Origin of the sequence: Streptococcus sp. HF-1907, assembly GCF_015594605.1 — a bacterium.
Classification (GTDB): domain Bacteria; phylum Bacillota; class Bacilli; order Lactobacillales; family Streptococcaceae; genus Streptococcus.
This window is the reverse complement of record NZ_JADNQT010000011.1, coordinates 38,010-53,178: the sequence shown is the minus strand read 5'-3', so window position 1 is coordinate 53,178 and position 15,169 is coordinate 38,010. Positions and strand designations below refer to the sequence as shown.

13 protein-coding genes and 1 pseudogene are annotated in these 15,169 nt (G+C 44.0%); all 14 read right to left on the bottom strand.

Going from position 1 to position 15,169, the window contains the following annotated elements:
- Positions 1-39 precede the first annotated feature (39 nt).
- On the bottom strand, positions 40-558 hold the full coding sequence (locus IYQ92_RS06975; RefSeq protein ID WP_195676005.1) for an NYN domain-containing protein: 519 nt from the start codon (positions 556-558) through the stop codon (positions 40-42).
- A 23-nt stretch (positions 559-581) separates the two neighbouring features.
- The gene (rlmB, locus tag IYQ92_RS06970; protein ID WP_195676004.1) at positions 582-1,310 is read right to left on the bottom strand and encodes a 23S rRNA (guanosine(2251)-2'-O)-methyltransferase RlmB; all 729 of its coding nucleotides are present in this window, start codon (positions 1,308-1,310) and stop codon (positions 582-584) included.
- 62 nt (positions 1,311-1,372) lie between these two features.
- Positions 1,373-2,437, bottom strand: coding sequence for a hypothetical protein (locus IYQ92_RS06965; RefSeq protein ID WP_195676003.1), 1,065 nt, complete (start codon positions 2,435-2,437; stop codon positions 1,373-1,375).
- Between the two features lie 132 nt (positions 2,438-2,569).
- The gene (locus IYQ92_RS06960; RefSeq protein ID WP_195676002.1) at positions 2,570-2,959 is read right to left on the bottom strand and encodes a Mini-ribonuclease 3; all 390 of its coding nucleotides are present in this window, start codon (positions 2,957-2,959) and stop codon (positions 2,570-2,572) included.
- Complete coding sequence (gene cysS, locus IYQ92_RS06955) at positions 2,952-4,295, bottom strand: cysteine--tRNA ligase (RefSeq protein ID WP_195676001.1); 1,344 nt, start codon at positions 4,293-4,295, stop codon at positions 2,952-2,954. Before cysS ends, IYQ92_RS06960 begins: the two co-directional genes overlap by 8 nt.
- A 170-nt stretch (positions 4,296-4,465) precedes the next feature.
- A complete protein-coding gene (locus tag IYQ92_RS06950) occupies positions 4,466-4,645 on the bottom strand; it encodes a hypothetical protein (RefSeq protein WP_195676000.1) in 180 nt (59 codons plus the stop codon).
- A 689-nt stretch (positions 4,646-5,334) separates the two neighbouring features.
- Positions 5,335-6,099 carry a nucleoside phosphorylase gene (locus IYQ92_RS06945; protein ID WP_195675999.1) on the bottom strand — a complete coding sequence of 255 codons (765 nt, stop codon included), beginning with the start codon at positions 6,097-6,099 and terminating at the stop codon, positions 5,335-5,337.
- 93 nt (positions 6,100-6,192) lie between these two features.
- Positions 6,193-6,816 carry a serine O-acetyltransferase gene (gene cysE, locus IYQ92_RS06940; protein ID WP_195675998.1) on the bottom strand — a complete coding sequence of 208 codons (624 nt, stop codon included), beginning with the start codon at positions 6,814-6,816 and terminating at the stop codon, positions 6,193-6,195.
- Positions 6,817-6,822: 6 nt separating this feature from the next.
- Positions 6,823-7,572 carry an SseB family protein gene (locus tag IYQ92_RS06935; protein ID WP_195675997.1) on the bottom strand — a complete coding sequence of 250 codons (750 nt, stop codon included), beginning with the start codon at positions 7,570-7,572 and terminating at the stop codon, positions 6,823-6,825.
- Entirely contained in the window at positions 7,559-9,688 is a 2,130-nt protein-coding gene (pnp, locus tag IYQ92_RS06930) for a polyribonucleotide nucleotidyltransferase (RefSeq protein ID WP_195675996.1), read from the bottom strand. Before pnp ends, IYQ92_RS06935 begins: the two co-directional genes overlap by 14 nt.
- A gap of 304 nt (positions 9,689-9,992) precedes the next feature.
- On the bottom strand, positions 9,993-10,175 hold the full coding sequence (locus IYQ92_RS06925) for a hypothetical protein (protein WP_195675995.1): 183 nt from the start codon (positions 10,173-10,175) through the stop codon (positions 9,993-9,995).
- A gap of 240 nt (positions 10,176-10,415) precedes the next feature.
- On the bottom strand, positions 10,416-13,085 hold the full coding sequence (gene adhE, locus IYQ92_RS06920; protein ID WP_195675994.1) for a bifunctional acetaldehyde-CoA/alcohol dehydrogenase: 2,670 nt from the start codon (positions 13,083-13,085) through the stop codon (positions 10,416-10,418).
- A 271-nt stretch (positions 13,086-13,356) separates the two neighbouring features.
- Positions 13,357-13,626 (bottom strand): 30S ribosomal protein S15, encoded by a 270-nt coding sequence (rpsO, locus tag IYQ92_RS06915; RefSeq protein WP_115268123.1) that lies wholly within the window; start codon positions 13,624-13,626, stop codon positions 13,357-13,359.
- A 269-nt stretch (positions 13,627-13,895) separates the two neighbouring features.
- Positions 13,896-15,091, bottom strand: a pseudogene (locus tag IYQ92_RS06910) (ferric reductase-like transmembrane domain-containing protein).
- Between the last annotated feature and the right edge of the window lie 78 nt (positions 15,092-15,169).

Sequence of the window (15,169 nt, the reverse complement as noted above, 5' to 3'; positions counted from 1 at the left end):
CTTATTATACCAAAAAAATCCGCCAGTGGCGAATTTTCTTTAAAGATCTTTTAAAAGATTTTGTAGTTTTCCTAGCTGGTCATCATTCCAGGGACGTAATTTAGGCGTGGCTAAATCAATCTGGCTGGACATCCTATCCAAGTCAGACTTAACTGTGTTGACACGTTGTTCCAACTCACGAGCAGACACACGAAGGGCACCTTGAGAAAAAACAGTCCACTGCTCGTTCAAATCGCTGGTTGCCACAGAAACGAGATTGAGTGCTGACTGATTGAGCTCTGCTGCCGTTCGTTCGATATAAGAATCCGCAGTCTCATCTTCTTCGGTAAAGACGACTGAAATTTTGTACTGGTCATAGCGCTGACGAACACCTGGCACATACTGGGCGTCAAAGACGACTACAATATCAAGGTGTTCAAAGTGGGCGTAGTGGTTGAGTTTTCGGAGCAATAGCTCACGCGCTTCATCCAGACGATTGGTTTTAAAGAGTTGACGGGTCTCTTGCCAGAAAGCAATCATATTGTAGCCGTCAACTAAGAGAATGTTATGTTTTTTCATGATTGGCTTTCCTTAATCAATAATTAGAGACGATTCCTGAAGACTTCGTACATAAGAATGGCTGCTGCAACACTAGCATTTAGGCTTTGGACATGTCCGTTCATTGGGATGGTAATCATCTCGTCCACTTGTTTTTTGATGTTTTGGGAAACGCCTTTGCCTTCGTTGCCGATGATAAGGGCTAGTTTGCCTGCTGTGTTCCATTTGTTGGACGGTGTGCCGTTCATATCAGTACCAAATACCCAGAAACCTGCTTTTTTAAGTTTATCAAGGGTTTGGCTGAGGTTGGTCACACGGGCGATAGGGACATGTTCAATAGCGCCAGTTGATGTTTTTGCTACCACCGGAGTCACGCCTACTGCGCGATGTTTAGGGATGATAATCCCGGTCACATTGGTCGCGTCAGCGGTACGGAGGATAGAACCGAGATTATGTGGATCCGTCAGACCGTCCAAAATGAGAATAAGAGGATTGTCTTCCTGCTCTGCTTTTGCCAAAATGGCTGAGAAATCAGCATAGGCAAACTCTGAAACGCGAAGAACAAAACCTTGATGAACACCTCCTTCTGTCATCTCATTGAGGGTCTTTTTATGGGTCCAAGAAATCGAAACTTTCTTCTCCGCCGCTAGCGCTTTAATCTTATCGACATTTTTCCCGCGAAGGTCGTCTTGGAGGTAAAGTTTGTTACCGGTATTAGCCTGAAGGCTTTCTGTGACGGCGTGGTAGCCGTATACGATGTCATTATTTTCCATAGTTTTATTATAGCATAGAAATACCAAAAAGAAGCTAGACGTCTAGCCTAACTTCTCAAATGTCAACCTTCTCTGTGTTTGTTGTTGTAGAAATGATTAGCAAGCAAACCCGCTAAGCCAAAGGTCACCCAACCGAGGACGGTCATGGCAACACTATTTTCACTAGAAGTTTTTGGCAAAACGTTCTTTTGTTGTCGAGCAGGTTGTGTTGGCGTTGTTGCTTGGCTTGTCTTAGCACTTGAACTTGCTGAAGTCGTTTGATTAGTCTTAGGAGCAACGTAGGCTGTCTTATGGAAAACGTTAACTTTACGATGTTCAAAGACAGTTGTTTCATTGTAATCAGGGAAAACAGAAACGTGATAAGTACCGACAGGAAGGTTCTTCAAGCTAAACCAAGCAGTGAAGAATTTATTACCCTTAGGCATAGTATAAACGAAGCTTGATAGCAATTTCAAGTTGTCATCAGTCAATTTAACCAAGATTTTAGTGTCTTTAGACATGGCTTGGTCAAATGTGACGGGCACATCAACTGCTGAGTTGTCTGAACGAATTTGAGCAGATATGCCTGTTATGGTACGGTTTTCATAAGTTGGTTGTGTCGTCGTGTCAGTTGTCTTAGTTATTTCTGTTTGTTTTTGACCTTCCTTAGGCGTTTCAGTTGCCGTTGCTTCGCTTGATGGTTTTGTTTCTGTCTTGGTTTCATCGGTCTTAGCGGCAACTGGTTTGGTATAGGTAAAGGTTTGCGTCATAGGGTCAATCTTAGCGTCAGCCATTTCTGGTTCAACTGAGACAAGATAGAGACCTTCTGGACGATTCGTTAAGTCAAACCAAGCGGTAAAGCTAGAACTGCCTGTTGTCATTTTATGAGTAAGGCTATCAATTTTATTACCGCTAGTGTCAGACAAAGTAACTGTCATCGGAGTCGCTTCTTTAACGGGTGCTGACAAGCTCATAGCAATGTCAACAATAGACTTGCTATCACGTTGTTTGATAGTCAAGTTAGACACTTGTGTCATTACTGTTGTTGGCGCTGATGTCGTGTCTTCTGCACGAACAGCTTGTACTAGTGATAAACTTGCAAGTGTTAGAACTGCAACAGATGCGTATAAAAATTGACGTGTCCTCATGACCTAAAACCTCCTATCATGATCTCTTTTCAATTATATTATAGCACTTGAAGTAACCGTTTCCAACAAAAAAACTGTCGCTTTTTTGTAACAAAAATGTCACAAAAAATTAAAAAGAGAACTAGCCGTCTGCTAATTCTCCTCAACTATTTTAATGCAGTAATCAATCAATCCTTCCAAGCGCTCAATCTGCCCAGTCATGTGCAGGTAGCCCATAACCGCCTCAAAACCCGTCGACATCTTGTAGGTCACAACGTCCGTGTTCTTAGCCTTGGTGTGGCTGTTGGCGTTGCGCCCGCGCTTGTAGATGTCTTCTTCTTTTTCGGTCAATAGCTGCGCTTCTCTCATCTTCGTGATGAGCATGGCTTGCGCCTTGGCTGACACATAACGAGTCGCCATGCGGTGCAGTTGATTAGGCTTAGTCTGTCCTTGAAAGATTAGGTGTTGCCGAATGTAAGTGGAATAGATGGCATCCCCTTCAAAAGCGAGAGCAATGCCGTTAATAAGATTGACATCAATCACGTGTCCACCTCACACCATCCTTGGTATCCAGCAACTTGATGCCTTGCGTAGCCAATTGGTCACGGATAGCATCCGCCTTAGCGAAATCACGGTTAGCACGCGCAGCTTGGCGTTCTTCAATGAGAGCCTCAATATCCGCATCCAGCACTTCTTCCTTAAAGACGATACCGAAAATCTCAAGTAATTTAGCAAAAGTCGCTTTAACCTCTTGCGTGTAATGACCAGAGTTAATCCATTTAGCCATGTCAAAGAGAACGGTGATGCCGTTAGCTGAGTTGAAATCATCATCCATAGCAACCTCAAAGTCTGCAACAAACTTAGCTAGGTCTGTTGTGTCAGCCTCTTCTTGCACAGGAAGAGTGTAGGTATTTTTGAGGTATTTTAAGTTGACTTCGGCATCATGCACTGCTTTTTCAGTAAAGTTGACTGGTTTACGGTACTGCTGAGTGGCTAGGAAGAAACGAAGCACTTGCCCGTCAACGCTTTTTAGCATATCATGGACGGTCACAAAGTTGCCTAGCGACTTAGACATTTTTTCGTTATCCACATTGACAAAGCCGTTGTGCATCCAATAGTTGGCAAATGTCTTGCCTGTTTTAGCTTCTGATTGGGCGATTTCGTTGGTGTGGTGTGGGAATTCCAAATCGGCTCCGCCACCGTGAATATCAATGGTATCGCCTAAGATTTCTGTCGCCATAACCGAACACTCGATGTGCCAACCTGGGCGCCCTTGTCCCCACGGACTTTGCCATGAGACTTCACCTGGTTTAGCGGATTTCCAGAGGGCAAAGTCAAGCGGATTTTCCTTGATATCGCCCTCACCGTCTACACGACCGCTAGCGCCGACCTCAAGGTCTGCAAGAGTTTTGTTAGCAAGTTTGGCATAGTTGTGTGACTTGGCTACGCGGAAATAAACATCGCCGTCAGATTCATAAGCGAAGCCATTGTCCACCAAAGCCTTAACAAAGCTGATAATCTCGTCCATGTAGTCGATGACGCGAGGATTTTTGGTGGCTGGTTTAACGTCTAGGGCCTTGACGTCTTCCATGAAGGCTGCGATGAACTTGTCAGAGAAGCTCTTGGTGTCCATGCCAGCTTCGGCAGCGCCCTTGATAATCTTGTCGTCAACGTCGGTGAAGTTGGAAATGTAGTTGACCTTGTAGCCGCGGTACTCGAAGTAGCGACGAATGGTGTCAAAAGCCACGACACTTCGGGCATTTCCGATGTGAATATAGTTGTAAACCGTTGGTCCGCAGACGTACATGTTGACCTGTCCCTCATTGAGGGGAACAAAATCGCGCAGACTACGAGTCATGGTATCGTAAATTTTAATCATATAGTTTTACTTCTTTCGATTGTCTAAGTAGATGTATAAAGCCCATACAACAGCCACTAGTAACCATAGCCAGCCAGATAATAAATACCCGTCTAAAAAATTCCAGACACTTAGAATTAGACTAAGGATAAGCGTTGCACAGCGCATGGTAGTTTGAGAAAGCCATTTTTTCATTGCTTAGCTCTCCTAGAGGTCACAAATTTATAACAGCGATAACACCAGTAGATAATGCCTAGCACAAGAACAACATAAGTTGCCTCTTGTCTGCCTGCAATCCATAGTTGCAAGGACGCAAGCAACCAAACCAAGGTCAGCGTCACTTGGGTCACGATTAGTAAATAATTTTTCATCTTAAACAGCCTTTATCATAATTTATAGTTTATACTCATAACTGATTTTTGATATTTTCTTCGCTTCTTAGTTTCCTATCTCAGACCTCTAATAGTCTCCCAGACTGTTAGAGCATTCCTAATCTTCGAGCCTCTTCGCTTTTTTATTTCTAAGATCAGGCAGAAAATGCCACTGAGAATTCCACTACGGCGAAAATATCAGGTTTGGCTCACTTCGTTCGCCCTCATCAATTAGCCCTATTATACCATAAAGCCCACCCCACTCCAAATAAGGCCTAGAGGGGAGATAATGGGACTTATCCATGGTTGATTGCTGGGTTTTACTCGTCAGAATGGAGAGTGGGACAGAAATTGGTAAGACGAAGTCTTCGATTTTCCCTCACGTCTTTATTTCTCGGTTTGGGCTGAAACAGTCTCTCCCCAGACTGTTTCACTCCCACCCCCGCACAGTTGAGTAGGTCTCTAAGTGCTGATTTATCAGTGCTTAGATGCCACTCAACCACTGCGACTCACAATTTCCCCACAGGGAGATAAAATTCCATGGTAGCTGATGTCTTTTAGCTTCTAGGAAGATGGGGGACGGACGGAAATAGACTCCCTAGCATTCCGAAGAAGTCGACGGCGGGTGGCGCTGACTGACCCGCTTTATACCACAAAGCAATCCTACACAAGTAGCCCGCACCAGCCACCTAATCCGCCAACCCGCTCGCAATCATGAGCGCAATATCAAAGAAGACCATAACATCCAGCGTCCGTTCCTCGTGGCGGGTATCCCAGACCTCCTTATGATGATTCACATAGTCAGCTGTGTAGAAAAACTGGTAAACTTTGGCTTGCCTAAATTGTGCCCAAGCCATGATGGCTGATGCCTCCATATCCACCACAGTCGCGCCCGCAGCCAAGCGCCGCTTGACCTTAGCAGCTGTCTCGCGGTAAAAAGCATCAGTCGTCCAGCTCTTAGCCCTGATGTGCTCAATTCCATGACGGTCTAAGATGTCTTCCATGGTCAATAGCAGAGCTGGGTCGTAGCTTATCTCATCGCTAGCTACTGCATAGTGATAACTGACACCCTCATCACGCAGGGCTGTCGCTGGCAAGATAATCTTGTCTGCCTGGATGGATTTATCCAGCACACCGCAGGAACCAACTATGATAAAGTTTTTAAAGCCCTTGGCTTTCAATTCTTCCAGTTGTCCAACAGCCATAGGAGCCCCAATCGTCGCCGTCATAACAGCAACCTTACATTCCTCATTTTCATAAATGTACCAAGGATGTTTGCCATTGAGGCTAGACAGATGACCGCCTTCATAGACCCCTCGCAGCCACTTCACGCGATTGACAATTTCCCCATCAAAAGAATAAATCATGGTATCACAGATTTCACCAAGCCCAGAAATGCCATCATCATAAGGCTCAATGACCGCCCTCGTATCTTCAAATTCATTTAATAGCATGATTAGCCCTCGCAATTTTAAAATTAAGACTTATTTTACCAAAATATCGGCTAAAAAAGAATCCTGCTACCACAAATGGATAGCAGAATTTCTCTATAAATTCGATGAATGAAAACTAGCGTCACGCATTTTTTCCAGCTTTGAGGTGTAGTACCTAGTGTCACGCTCCTCTTCAATCTGGTGAATGACCAGGTCGTCTTTCTTGCCGTGGACACGGACAACTTTGGCTGGGATACCGACAACGGTCACATCTGCTGGGACATCCGCAACCACAACCGCGGCTGCTCCCACCTTGGCATTTTTCCCAATCTCGATAGGACCGATGACCTGTGCGTGGGCAGATACCAAGGCACCTTCACGCACAGTTGGATGGCGTTTGCCGACGTCTTTACCAGTACCACCGAGGGTCACGCCATGATAGAGCATAACCCCTTTTTCAACAACAGCGGTCTCACCGATGACCAGACCTGAACCGTGGTCGATGAAAACACCGCTGGCAATTTGGGCGCCGGGATGGATTTCAATTTGTGTCCAGAAGCGCCAGAATTGACTGTGCATGCGCGCCAGCAATTTAAAACCGTGTCGCCATAAAAAATGCGAAATGCGATGCGCTGCTAGGGCTTTAATCCCTGGGTAAGTGAGAACAACCTCCAGCGAGGTTCGGGCTGCTGGATCCTGTTCCTTAACAATAGCAATACTTTCTTTCCACCAACCCATAAGCACCTACTCGCTATCTACATCTGACCAATCGACGAGAATTTGTTGGTCATCAAATGGGTCAATGGCCACACCAAAGGTTTCGTCAAGGTCATTTTCACCATTGCGTGGTTTGTAAATGTCGTCAATAGTCCAAGTCAAGACAACACCTTGCGCCTTGCGGAAGGCACCACCGAAGTGTTCTTGGTTGTACCATTTGGCAAAGCTTTGAAGGTTTGAGAAGGCTGGCACATAGCTCTTGCCTTCTGGTGTTGACATGGTTGGGAACATACGGTCAAAACTTTGGTCATCGCGTGGGTGAACAAAGGCAGGAACCAAGTAAATCTTGTCCATGGTATCAGCTTCCAAATTTTCCTCGCTCATGAGCGCGTTCAAAACAGCTGTGTAATTGTTCATGAATTGCACAAAATCATTGTTATAGAAAATGGTTGAATTGCCGAAATCACCATCTTTTTTCAAATTGTAAACCAAGCCTGACAAGCCATTGACAATGGATTCGTCAAGAACATCAAGGCTTGAACGTTCTTCCCAAGTATGATCTTTAGCGCTAGCCTGATCTTTGCAGAATTGATCCCAGTCTGCTGGGCTAGTAAAGACTGGAACAACACGCTGGCCGTCAATTTCAAGGGCATAAGGGTCACGGCTGGCCATGACTGGAAATTGATGCAAGGCATTGACTAGAGCAATACCGTCTAAAAAGTTGTCAGGTGCATTGATAAAGGCACGAAGACGTAAATCAAGTTCATTTGTTGTCATGTGATTCTCCTTTCTTAGCTGGTCGTGGGAGGAGGGCTTTCATTGAGGCATCAACGCGTCCTTTTTCATCGATTTTAATAACCTTAACATCCACTTCTTCACCCACTTCTAGGACATCTGCGACATTAGCTGTGCGGGTCCAAGCGATTTCTGAAATGTGAACGAGGGCATCAATCTTGTCAAAGAGGTTGACAAAGGCACCGAATTTCTCGATACGAACAACCTTGGCATGGTAAACTTCACCGACTTTAGCTTCACGGACAAGACCTGCAATGATTTCTTTGGCACGGTCGATAGCTGCTTGGTCACTTGAGAAGATTGAGACATTTCCTTCTTCATCGATGTCAATTTTGACACCTGTTTCAGCAATGATTTTATCGATAGTTTCGCCACCTTTACCGATGACAATTTTAATCTTGTCAACGTCAATCTTAATCATGTCAATCTTAGGAGCTGTCGGTGCCAAGTTTGGTCGTGGCGCAGCAATTGTTCCCTCAAGAACATCCAAAATCTCAAAACGAGCTTTCTTAGCTTGCGCAAGAGCTTCTTCCAAGATTTGAGGGGTAATCCCTTCAATCTTGATATCCATTTGGAGGGCTGTGATACCATCGCGAGTACCAGCAACCTTGAAGTCCATGTCACCAAAGTGGTCTTCAAGCCCTTGAATATCTGTGAGGACAGTGTAGTTAGTGCCGTCTGAGATAAGACCCATGGCAATACCAGCTACCGGTGCCTTGATTGGCACACCACCAGCCATAAGGGCAAGGGTTCCCGCACAGATTGAAGCTTGAGATGATGAACCGTTTGATTCCAAGACTTCGGCTACCAAACGGATAGCGTATGGGAATTCTTCCAAACTTGGAAGAACCTGAGCGAGGGCACGTTCACCAAGAGCCCCGTGACCAATTTCACGACGACCTGGCGCACCGTAACGACCGGTTTCACCAACTGAGAATTGTGGAAAGTTGTAGTGATGCATGAAGCGTTTTTTGTATTCGTCATGAAGACCATCAACAATTTGCGTCTCACCCATAGGTGCCAAAGTCAATACTGACAATGCTTGAGTTTGACCACGTGTAAAGAGACCTGAACCGTGCACTTTTGGCAAGAAATCAATCTCCGCATCCAAAGGACGGATTTCGTCAACCTTACGACCATCAGGACGAACCTTGTCTTCTGTGATGAGACGGCGCACTTCAGCGTGTTCCATTTGCTCAAGGATTTCAGCCACGTCGCGCATGATGCGGTCATGTTCTTCATCCTCAGCGTAGCGTTCTTCATATTCAGCCGTCACGCGCTCTTTGACCGCTTCTGTCGCAGCTTCACGTGCTTTTTTCTCCTCCACTTGCACCGCTCTTTGGAGGTCGGCATTGTAGGCTGCGATGATTTCAGCTTGGAGGTCAGCGTCCACATGAAGGAGCTCAACTTCCGCTTTTTCTTTTCCGACAGCAGCGACGATTTTTTCTTGGAAGGCAATGAGCTGGCGCACCGCTTCATGTCCTTTAAGAAGGGCTTCTAACATGACATCTTCTGACAATTCTTTTGCCCCAGACTCAACCATGTTAATAGCTTCTTTAGTCCCCGCAACAGTCAATTCAAGAGCTGACGCTTCTTGCTGCTCAGCCGTTGGATTGATGATGAATTCCCCATCAATGTAAGCCACCTGAACCCCAGCGATTGGACCGTTGAAAGGAATATCTGAGATAGAAAGCGCAAGCGAACTACCAAACATAGCTGCCATCGGAGCGCTAGCATCTTCATCATAAGAAAGCACCGTGTTAATGACTTGAACTTCATTGCGGAAACCTTCCGCAAACATAGGACGGATTGGGCGATCAATCAAACGCGCTGTCAAGGTTGCATCCGTTGACGGACGGCCTTCACGCTTGTTAAAGCCACCTGGGAATTTACCAGCCGCATACATTTTTTCTTCGTAGTTGACTTGCAGTGGGAAAAAGTCACCGGTTGACATCTTTTTAGACATGACTGCTGCTGTGAGGACGGTTGATTCACCGTATCGGATAACCGCTGCGCCATTAGCCTGCTTAGCCACCTGACCAATTTCAACAACAAGCGGTTTGCCTGCAAAAGTTGTTTCAAAAACTTGTTTTGTCATAAGATTCTCCAAATTCATTATGCTTACGTGTTTTTCTACAAAGGTCAATCTAGCAACTTGCTAAATTCAGCTTTGTATAAAACCCACGTATAAGGTCTATTTTATCATATTTTAGACAAATAAAAAACGCTCAGCCATCTTGGTTGAGCGAATAAATGTAATCGATTTTATCAGAATCAAGTCGTTGTCTATGAACATTAAGCTAATTCTGTAAGAATCACCCCGTTGTTCATAAACATTGAACCAATTCCGCGAGAATCAAGCCGTTGTTCATATACAATGGAGTGATGTGTTGTGGATTATTTTAAACCTTGTTCCAAAGCCGCTTCCAATCGTCTTTGGTGAAGCGCAAGCCCATTTTCAAAAGAATAATTCCCAAAATAAAGAGGAAAAGACCGTAGACTACTGAAACATGGTAGACCTGATGCCAGATGCCTAGATAAATAAACAACCCCATTGCTAGCAAGTAAAAGACTAATGAAATCAAGCTCGTCTGCCACTGCCATTTAGCAGGAAAGCTGTACTGAAATAGGAATGCTCTAACAGTCTGGGAGACTGTTAGAGGTTGAAAATAGGAAAAGCGGAGCTTTTCTCATTCGTCCGAAAGAGGTTGCTTCCGTCCGCACTACCTAAGAAAATATCAAAATCCTTTTTCAACTTTCAATAAGTCTTACCAACATCTAAAAAACCTCCCCGAGGAAGGGAAGGCTATAACGCATCTTCTAGATTAGAACATGTCAATCAAAAGCTGTTTAAGTTCAGCAATGTATGGTTGACGTGGGTTTGCTGGTGTACATTGGTCATCGTAGGCCAAGCTTGCCAAGTTATCCACTGCTGCATCGAAGGCTTCCTTTGTAACGCCGTTAGCAGAGAGTTTTGGTTCAACATCAACAGCGTGCATGAGTTTGTCAATGCGTTCGCAGAGTGCTTCAACCAAGGCTGCATCGTCTTTACCTTTAAGGTCAAGAGCGCGAGCGATGTCTGCGTAGTCACGTTGTCCGCGGTATTCTTCGTAACGTGGGTAAACTGAGCGTTTCACATTACCAGTCACACCGTTGTAGCGGATAACGTGTTGCATAGCGATTGAGATAGCAAGTCCGTGAGGAAGACCAAATTCACCACCAGTCTTGTGAGCGATAGAGTGGTTAATACCAAGGAAGGCATTTGAGAAGGCCATACCTGCAAGAGTTGCTGCATAGTGCATGTTTTCACGCGCTTGTTCACCACGAAGCGTTGGATTCTTATGATCGTAGTTGTAAGAATCTTCCAAGTTTTCGATAACAAGTTTGATAGCTTGAAGTGACCATGGACGAGTCAAATCAGATGCCATAACTGATACGTATGATTCAAGGGCATGTGACAAAGTATCAAGACCAGAAAGAGCAACTGTACGTTTTGGCACTGTCATAACGAATTCTGGGTCAACGATAGCCACTTGCGGTGTCAATTCGTAGTCAGTCAATGGGTATTTAACGTGTGTGTTGTCGTCAGTGATAACAGCGTATGGTGTTACTTCTGAACCTGTACCAGATGTTGTTGGGATACAGAAGAGACGTGTTTCAGCTTGGTGTTTGAAGCGAACGATACGTTTACGAATATCAATGAATTTTTGTTGCAAACGAAGGAAGAGTTCGCTGACTTTTTCATATCTGTCAAGGAAGTCTGCTTCTTGGTCAAGTGAGTATTCATAGATGTAACGTGCAATCTTAGCCGCATCAAGGGCAGAACCACCACCGACTGCGATAACAGTGTCAGGTTTGAAATCACGCATTTGACGAGCGATTTCAATAGTTTGTCCAAGGGTTGGGTCTGGTTTGATTGTTCCGTAAAGTGAAGTCACCACTTTTTCGTCACGGAGAGCCAATTGACCAAGAACAACATCAACGAAGCCGAATTGAACCATACCTGGGTCAGCAACGATGATAGCACGTGTCATTTCTTCTGTTTCATCTTGCAGGTAAGAAATAGCATTCTTTTCGTAGTAAGTTTTTTCTGGAAGGCGAATCCACTGTGGACGGTTACGACGTTTTGCAACAGTCTTGATATTCAAGAGGTCGCCAGTTGATAAATTGTGTGACAATGAATTTTTCCCCCATGATCCTGTTCCAAGAGTTAAGCTGGCTTTGAGTGCATCTGTATAGATATCCCCGATACCACCGACTGAGTCTGGTTGGTTAACCAAGATACGTGAAGAATCCATGCGGTCGCCGTATTCTTTCACAAATGGATCAGCTTGAGAACCAATTTGGATGGCACAGTTGTGACCTGCACCTTGGTAGTCAAGGAGGGCTCTAACGATTTGAATACCATCTTCACGATCCTTAGCTTTGTAAACTGAAAGGAGTGGAGACAATTTTTCAGAAGACAATTTTTCGCCGATATTCTTCTTATCAAGTTCAAATAAAAGGACATCTTTGCCTTCTGGCAAGTCAACACCTGCGTGTTCACAAATCCATTGAGCTGACATACCAGCCACAGGACCGTTTACACCGTGGTGATCATTGAAGACGAAATCTTCAAATTTCTTGTAGTCTTTCTTAGGAACAAGGTAAGCGCCTTTTTCTTGCATTTTAGTAAGCCATTCTTTGTAGATTGGTGCTTCAACGACTGCTGAGTTTTCAGTCGCACAAATCATACCGTTGTCAAAACGTTTAGACAAGAGAAGGTCTTCAACAGCGCGGTTAAGGTGAGCTGTTGCATCAACGTAAACAGCACCGTTACCAGCCCCTACACCCATTGATGGGTTGCCAGATTTGAGGGCTGCGTTAACCATACCAGGTCCACCAGTTGCCAAGATTGATGCGATTTTCTTGTTAGAAATCAAAGCATTTGTGTTGGCGATTGATGGTTTGTCAATCCATTGAACAATGTTTTCAGGTGCGCCAGCTTTGATAGCTGCATCGTACAAGATTTGAGCGGCATGTGATGAACATTTTTGAGCTGCTGGGTGGAATGAGAAGACGATAGCATTACGTGTTTTCAAAGCCACCAAAATCTTGAACATAGTTGTTGATGTTGGGTTGGTTGTTGGAACGATACCAGCTAAGACACCAAGAGGAGCTGCAATTTGGATGCTACCTGAGATTTTATCTTCACCGATAACGCCAACTGTTTTTTCGTTTTTAATTGATTCGTAAACATTTTCAGTTGCGAAGTGATTTTTTGTATCTTTATCTTCAACGACACCACGACCAGTTTCAGCGTGGGCTTCTTTTGCCAATTCCAAGGAAGCTTCTGAACCAGCTAGAGCCATGGCTGCAACAATTTTGTCAACTTGTTCTTGTGTGTAAGTTGCAAAGATTTTTTCAGCTTCAACAGCTTTATCAACGAGTTGACCAGTGTATTGCTGGGCAATTTCTTCTACGCTTAGTTCTTCAATTTTAGTTTCTTTAACCATCTCATATCCTCCGAATATTGTCTGTTATAGATGCGTTTTTAAGAAGAGGTCCTTATCAACGATTCTTTCTATTTTTACCGTTTGTGACTTTCTTCACTTGTTATTGTAACCCTTTTCAAAAACAATGTCAATAGTTTTTGTGATTTTTTTCACTTTAATTGTTTTTTGATACTTTTCCAGACCACAATACCATTGACCGCAAGCTCAAAAAAAGAAAAAAGCCACCAGAATACAGGATTCCAGTAGCTTTCTTGCTTTATACGTCTTTTGATTAACGACGAAGTCCAAGTGATTGGATCAATTCGCGATAACGGTTAACGTCTTTGCGGCGAAGGTATGCCAACAAGTTACGACGGTGACCGATTTTTTTCATCAATCCACGGTAAGTAGCGTGGTCTTTTTTATGTTGTTTGATGTGGTCGTTAAGGTGGTTGATTTCCCAAGTAAGAACTGCTACTTGAACTTCAACTGAACCTGTATCACCTTCGTGACGTGCGTATTGTGCAATGATTTCATTTTTTTTCTCTTTTGAAATTGCCATGATTTTTCTCCTTTTATTGCTTCATCCGAGTTCAAGGATTGGCACTCCTTGAACCAAGAAAAAGTTGGTTTGTCTTTTCGACAGTTCTTATTCTAACAGATAAAGACGGGCTTTGTCAAAGGTTTTTATTTAAAAGCGTCAGCCATTTCTCCTCACAAAACAAAGGCACCGCTATGAGCGACGCCTTCGTTGGAGATTTTATGAAAAAGTTTTAGGAATGCTTATAGTATATCGGAGAACCCTTAAAGAAAGCTGAAATGATTGCTAAATTATCTAAATGAGAACCCTTCATAGACTAATTCCGTTTTTGGATTTTTCTCGTGGAAAATTTTGGCGAAGGTGGTCATCATTTTGACAGTCCCGCACATGAAAACAGTCGTGTTGTCTGACAAATCATAATTATCAAAGTTGAGATAGCCATCAACGTTACTGTCCACGATATGAAGCGTCAGCTTGGGATTTTTGCTGGCATAGTCGCGCAGCATATCCACATAAACAGCATTTTCAGCACCAGTGAAAGCGTAGAAAAAGTCAACTTCTTTGTCCAAAAGGGGATTTTCTCGGATGTAGGAAATGAAAGGCGTGATGCCAATCCCACCAGCAATCCAAACTTGCTTGTCACGCCCATCTTTGAGGGTCATGTGCCCGTAAGAGCGGTCAATAGCGACCTTAGTGCCGACTTGCAACTTCTTATAAATGTCTGTCGTGAAATCACCTGATGACTTGATAGTGAAGAAAATAGTCTTGCCCTGTCCTCCAGAGATTGAGAAGGGGTGAGCAGCGGTTTCAAAACCTTCTTGGAAGATTTTCAAGAAAGCAAATTGCCCAAAATCATAAGTAAAGTCGCGTCGCATCTCCAATTCAATCTCCGTGGTATCATGATTGAGGTACTTGATGCCCTTGACACGTCCATAATTGCGAAAACCAAACGTTTGATACAAAAAGATGATATAAAATCCCGATAGCAAGCCAATCAACGTGTAAACCAAGCTAACTAGACCAAGAAAAGTCGGTGCCAGCAAAGTACCACCCAAAATCAGATAGGCATGCAAGAGCCCCAAAATATAGGCTAAATAAACAAAACGGTGAATGTTCCGCCACACTTCATATTTCAGCCTTTTACCAAGATACACCACTAAAATAATACTGAAGAAAAGGTAAATAGCCATATGACCAAAATTTGTAGCCAGGCTATTGCTCCATAAACCAGCTCCCATAGCAACATTATGCATGACCAGCAAAACCATCGAAAAGACCGCCATCACTTTATGGAAAAAGTACATATTTTCGATGCCGTGGAAGATTTCTTCTAAGAAACGACTCTTCGTCGCTAGCGCAAAAGTCAAAGCCAAGGTCGTCAAAGCCACCCCCGGCACGATAAACATGATCTGACCGCAGAGACCCACGCCAAAGCCGTGATAACAATACTAAACAGGATAAGCACTAAGCCCTTCCAAGATTTCATGACCGAGTTTCCTCACATTTCTACATAATATCCCATTATATAGAGCACAATGACCCCAGTCTATTTTTATGCTTAAAG

Bases quoted from the DNA above. Each gene is read 5' to 3' on its own strand.
- IYQ92_RS06975 (WP_195676005.1), bottom strand. From the start codon at position 558: ATGAAAAAACATAACATTCTCTTAGTTGACGGCTACAATATGATTGCT.
- rlmB (WP_195676004.1), bottom strand. From the start codon at position 1,310: ATGGAAAATAATGACATCGTATACGGCTACCACGCCGTCACAGAAAGC.
- IYQ92_RS06965 (WP_195676003.1), bottom strand. From the start codon at position 2,437: ATGAGGACACGTCAATTTTTATACGCATCTGTTGCAGTTCTAACACTT.
- cysS (WP_195676001.1), bottom strand. From the start codon at position 4,295: ATGATTAAAATTTACGATACCATGACTCGTAGTCTGCGCGATTTTGTT.
- IYQ92_RS06950 (WP_195676000.1), bottom strand. From the start codon at position 4,645: ATGAAAAATTATTTACTAATCGTGACCCAAGTGACGCTGACCTTGGTT.
- IYQ92_RS06945 (WP_195675999.1), bottom strand. From the start codon at position 6,099: ATGCTATTAAATGAATTTGAAGATACGAGGGCGGTCATTGAGCCTTAT.
- cysE (WP_195675998.1), bottom strand. From the start codon at position 6,816: ATGGGTTGGTGGAAAGAAAGTATTGCTATTGTTAAGGAACAGGATCCA.
- IYQ92_RS06935 (WP_195675997.1), bottom strand. From the start codon at position 7,572: ATGACAACAAATGAACTTGATTTACGTCTTCGTGCCTTTATCAATGCA.
- pnp (WP_195675996.1), bottom strand. From the start codon at position 9,688: ATGACAAAACAAGTTTTTGAAACAACTTTTGCAGGCAAACCGCTTGTT.
- adhE (WP_195675994.1), bottom strand. From the start codon at position 13,085: ATGGTTAAAGAAACTAAAATTGAAGAACTAAGCGTAGAAGAAATTGCC.
- rpsO (WP_115268123.1), bottom strand. From the start codon at position 13,626: ATGGCAATTTCAAAAGAGAAAAAAAATGAAATCATTGCACAATACGCA.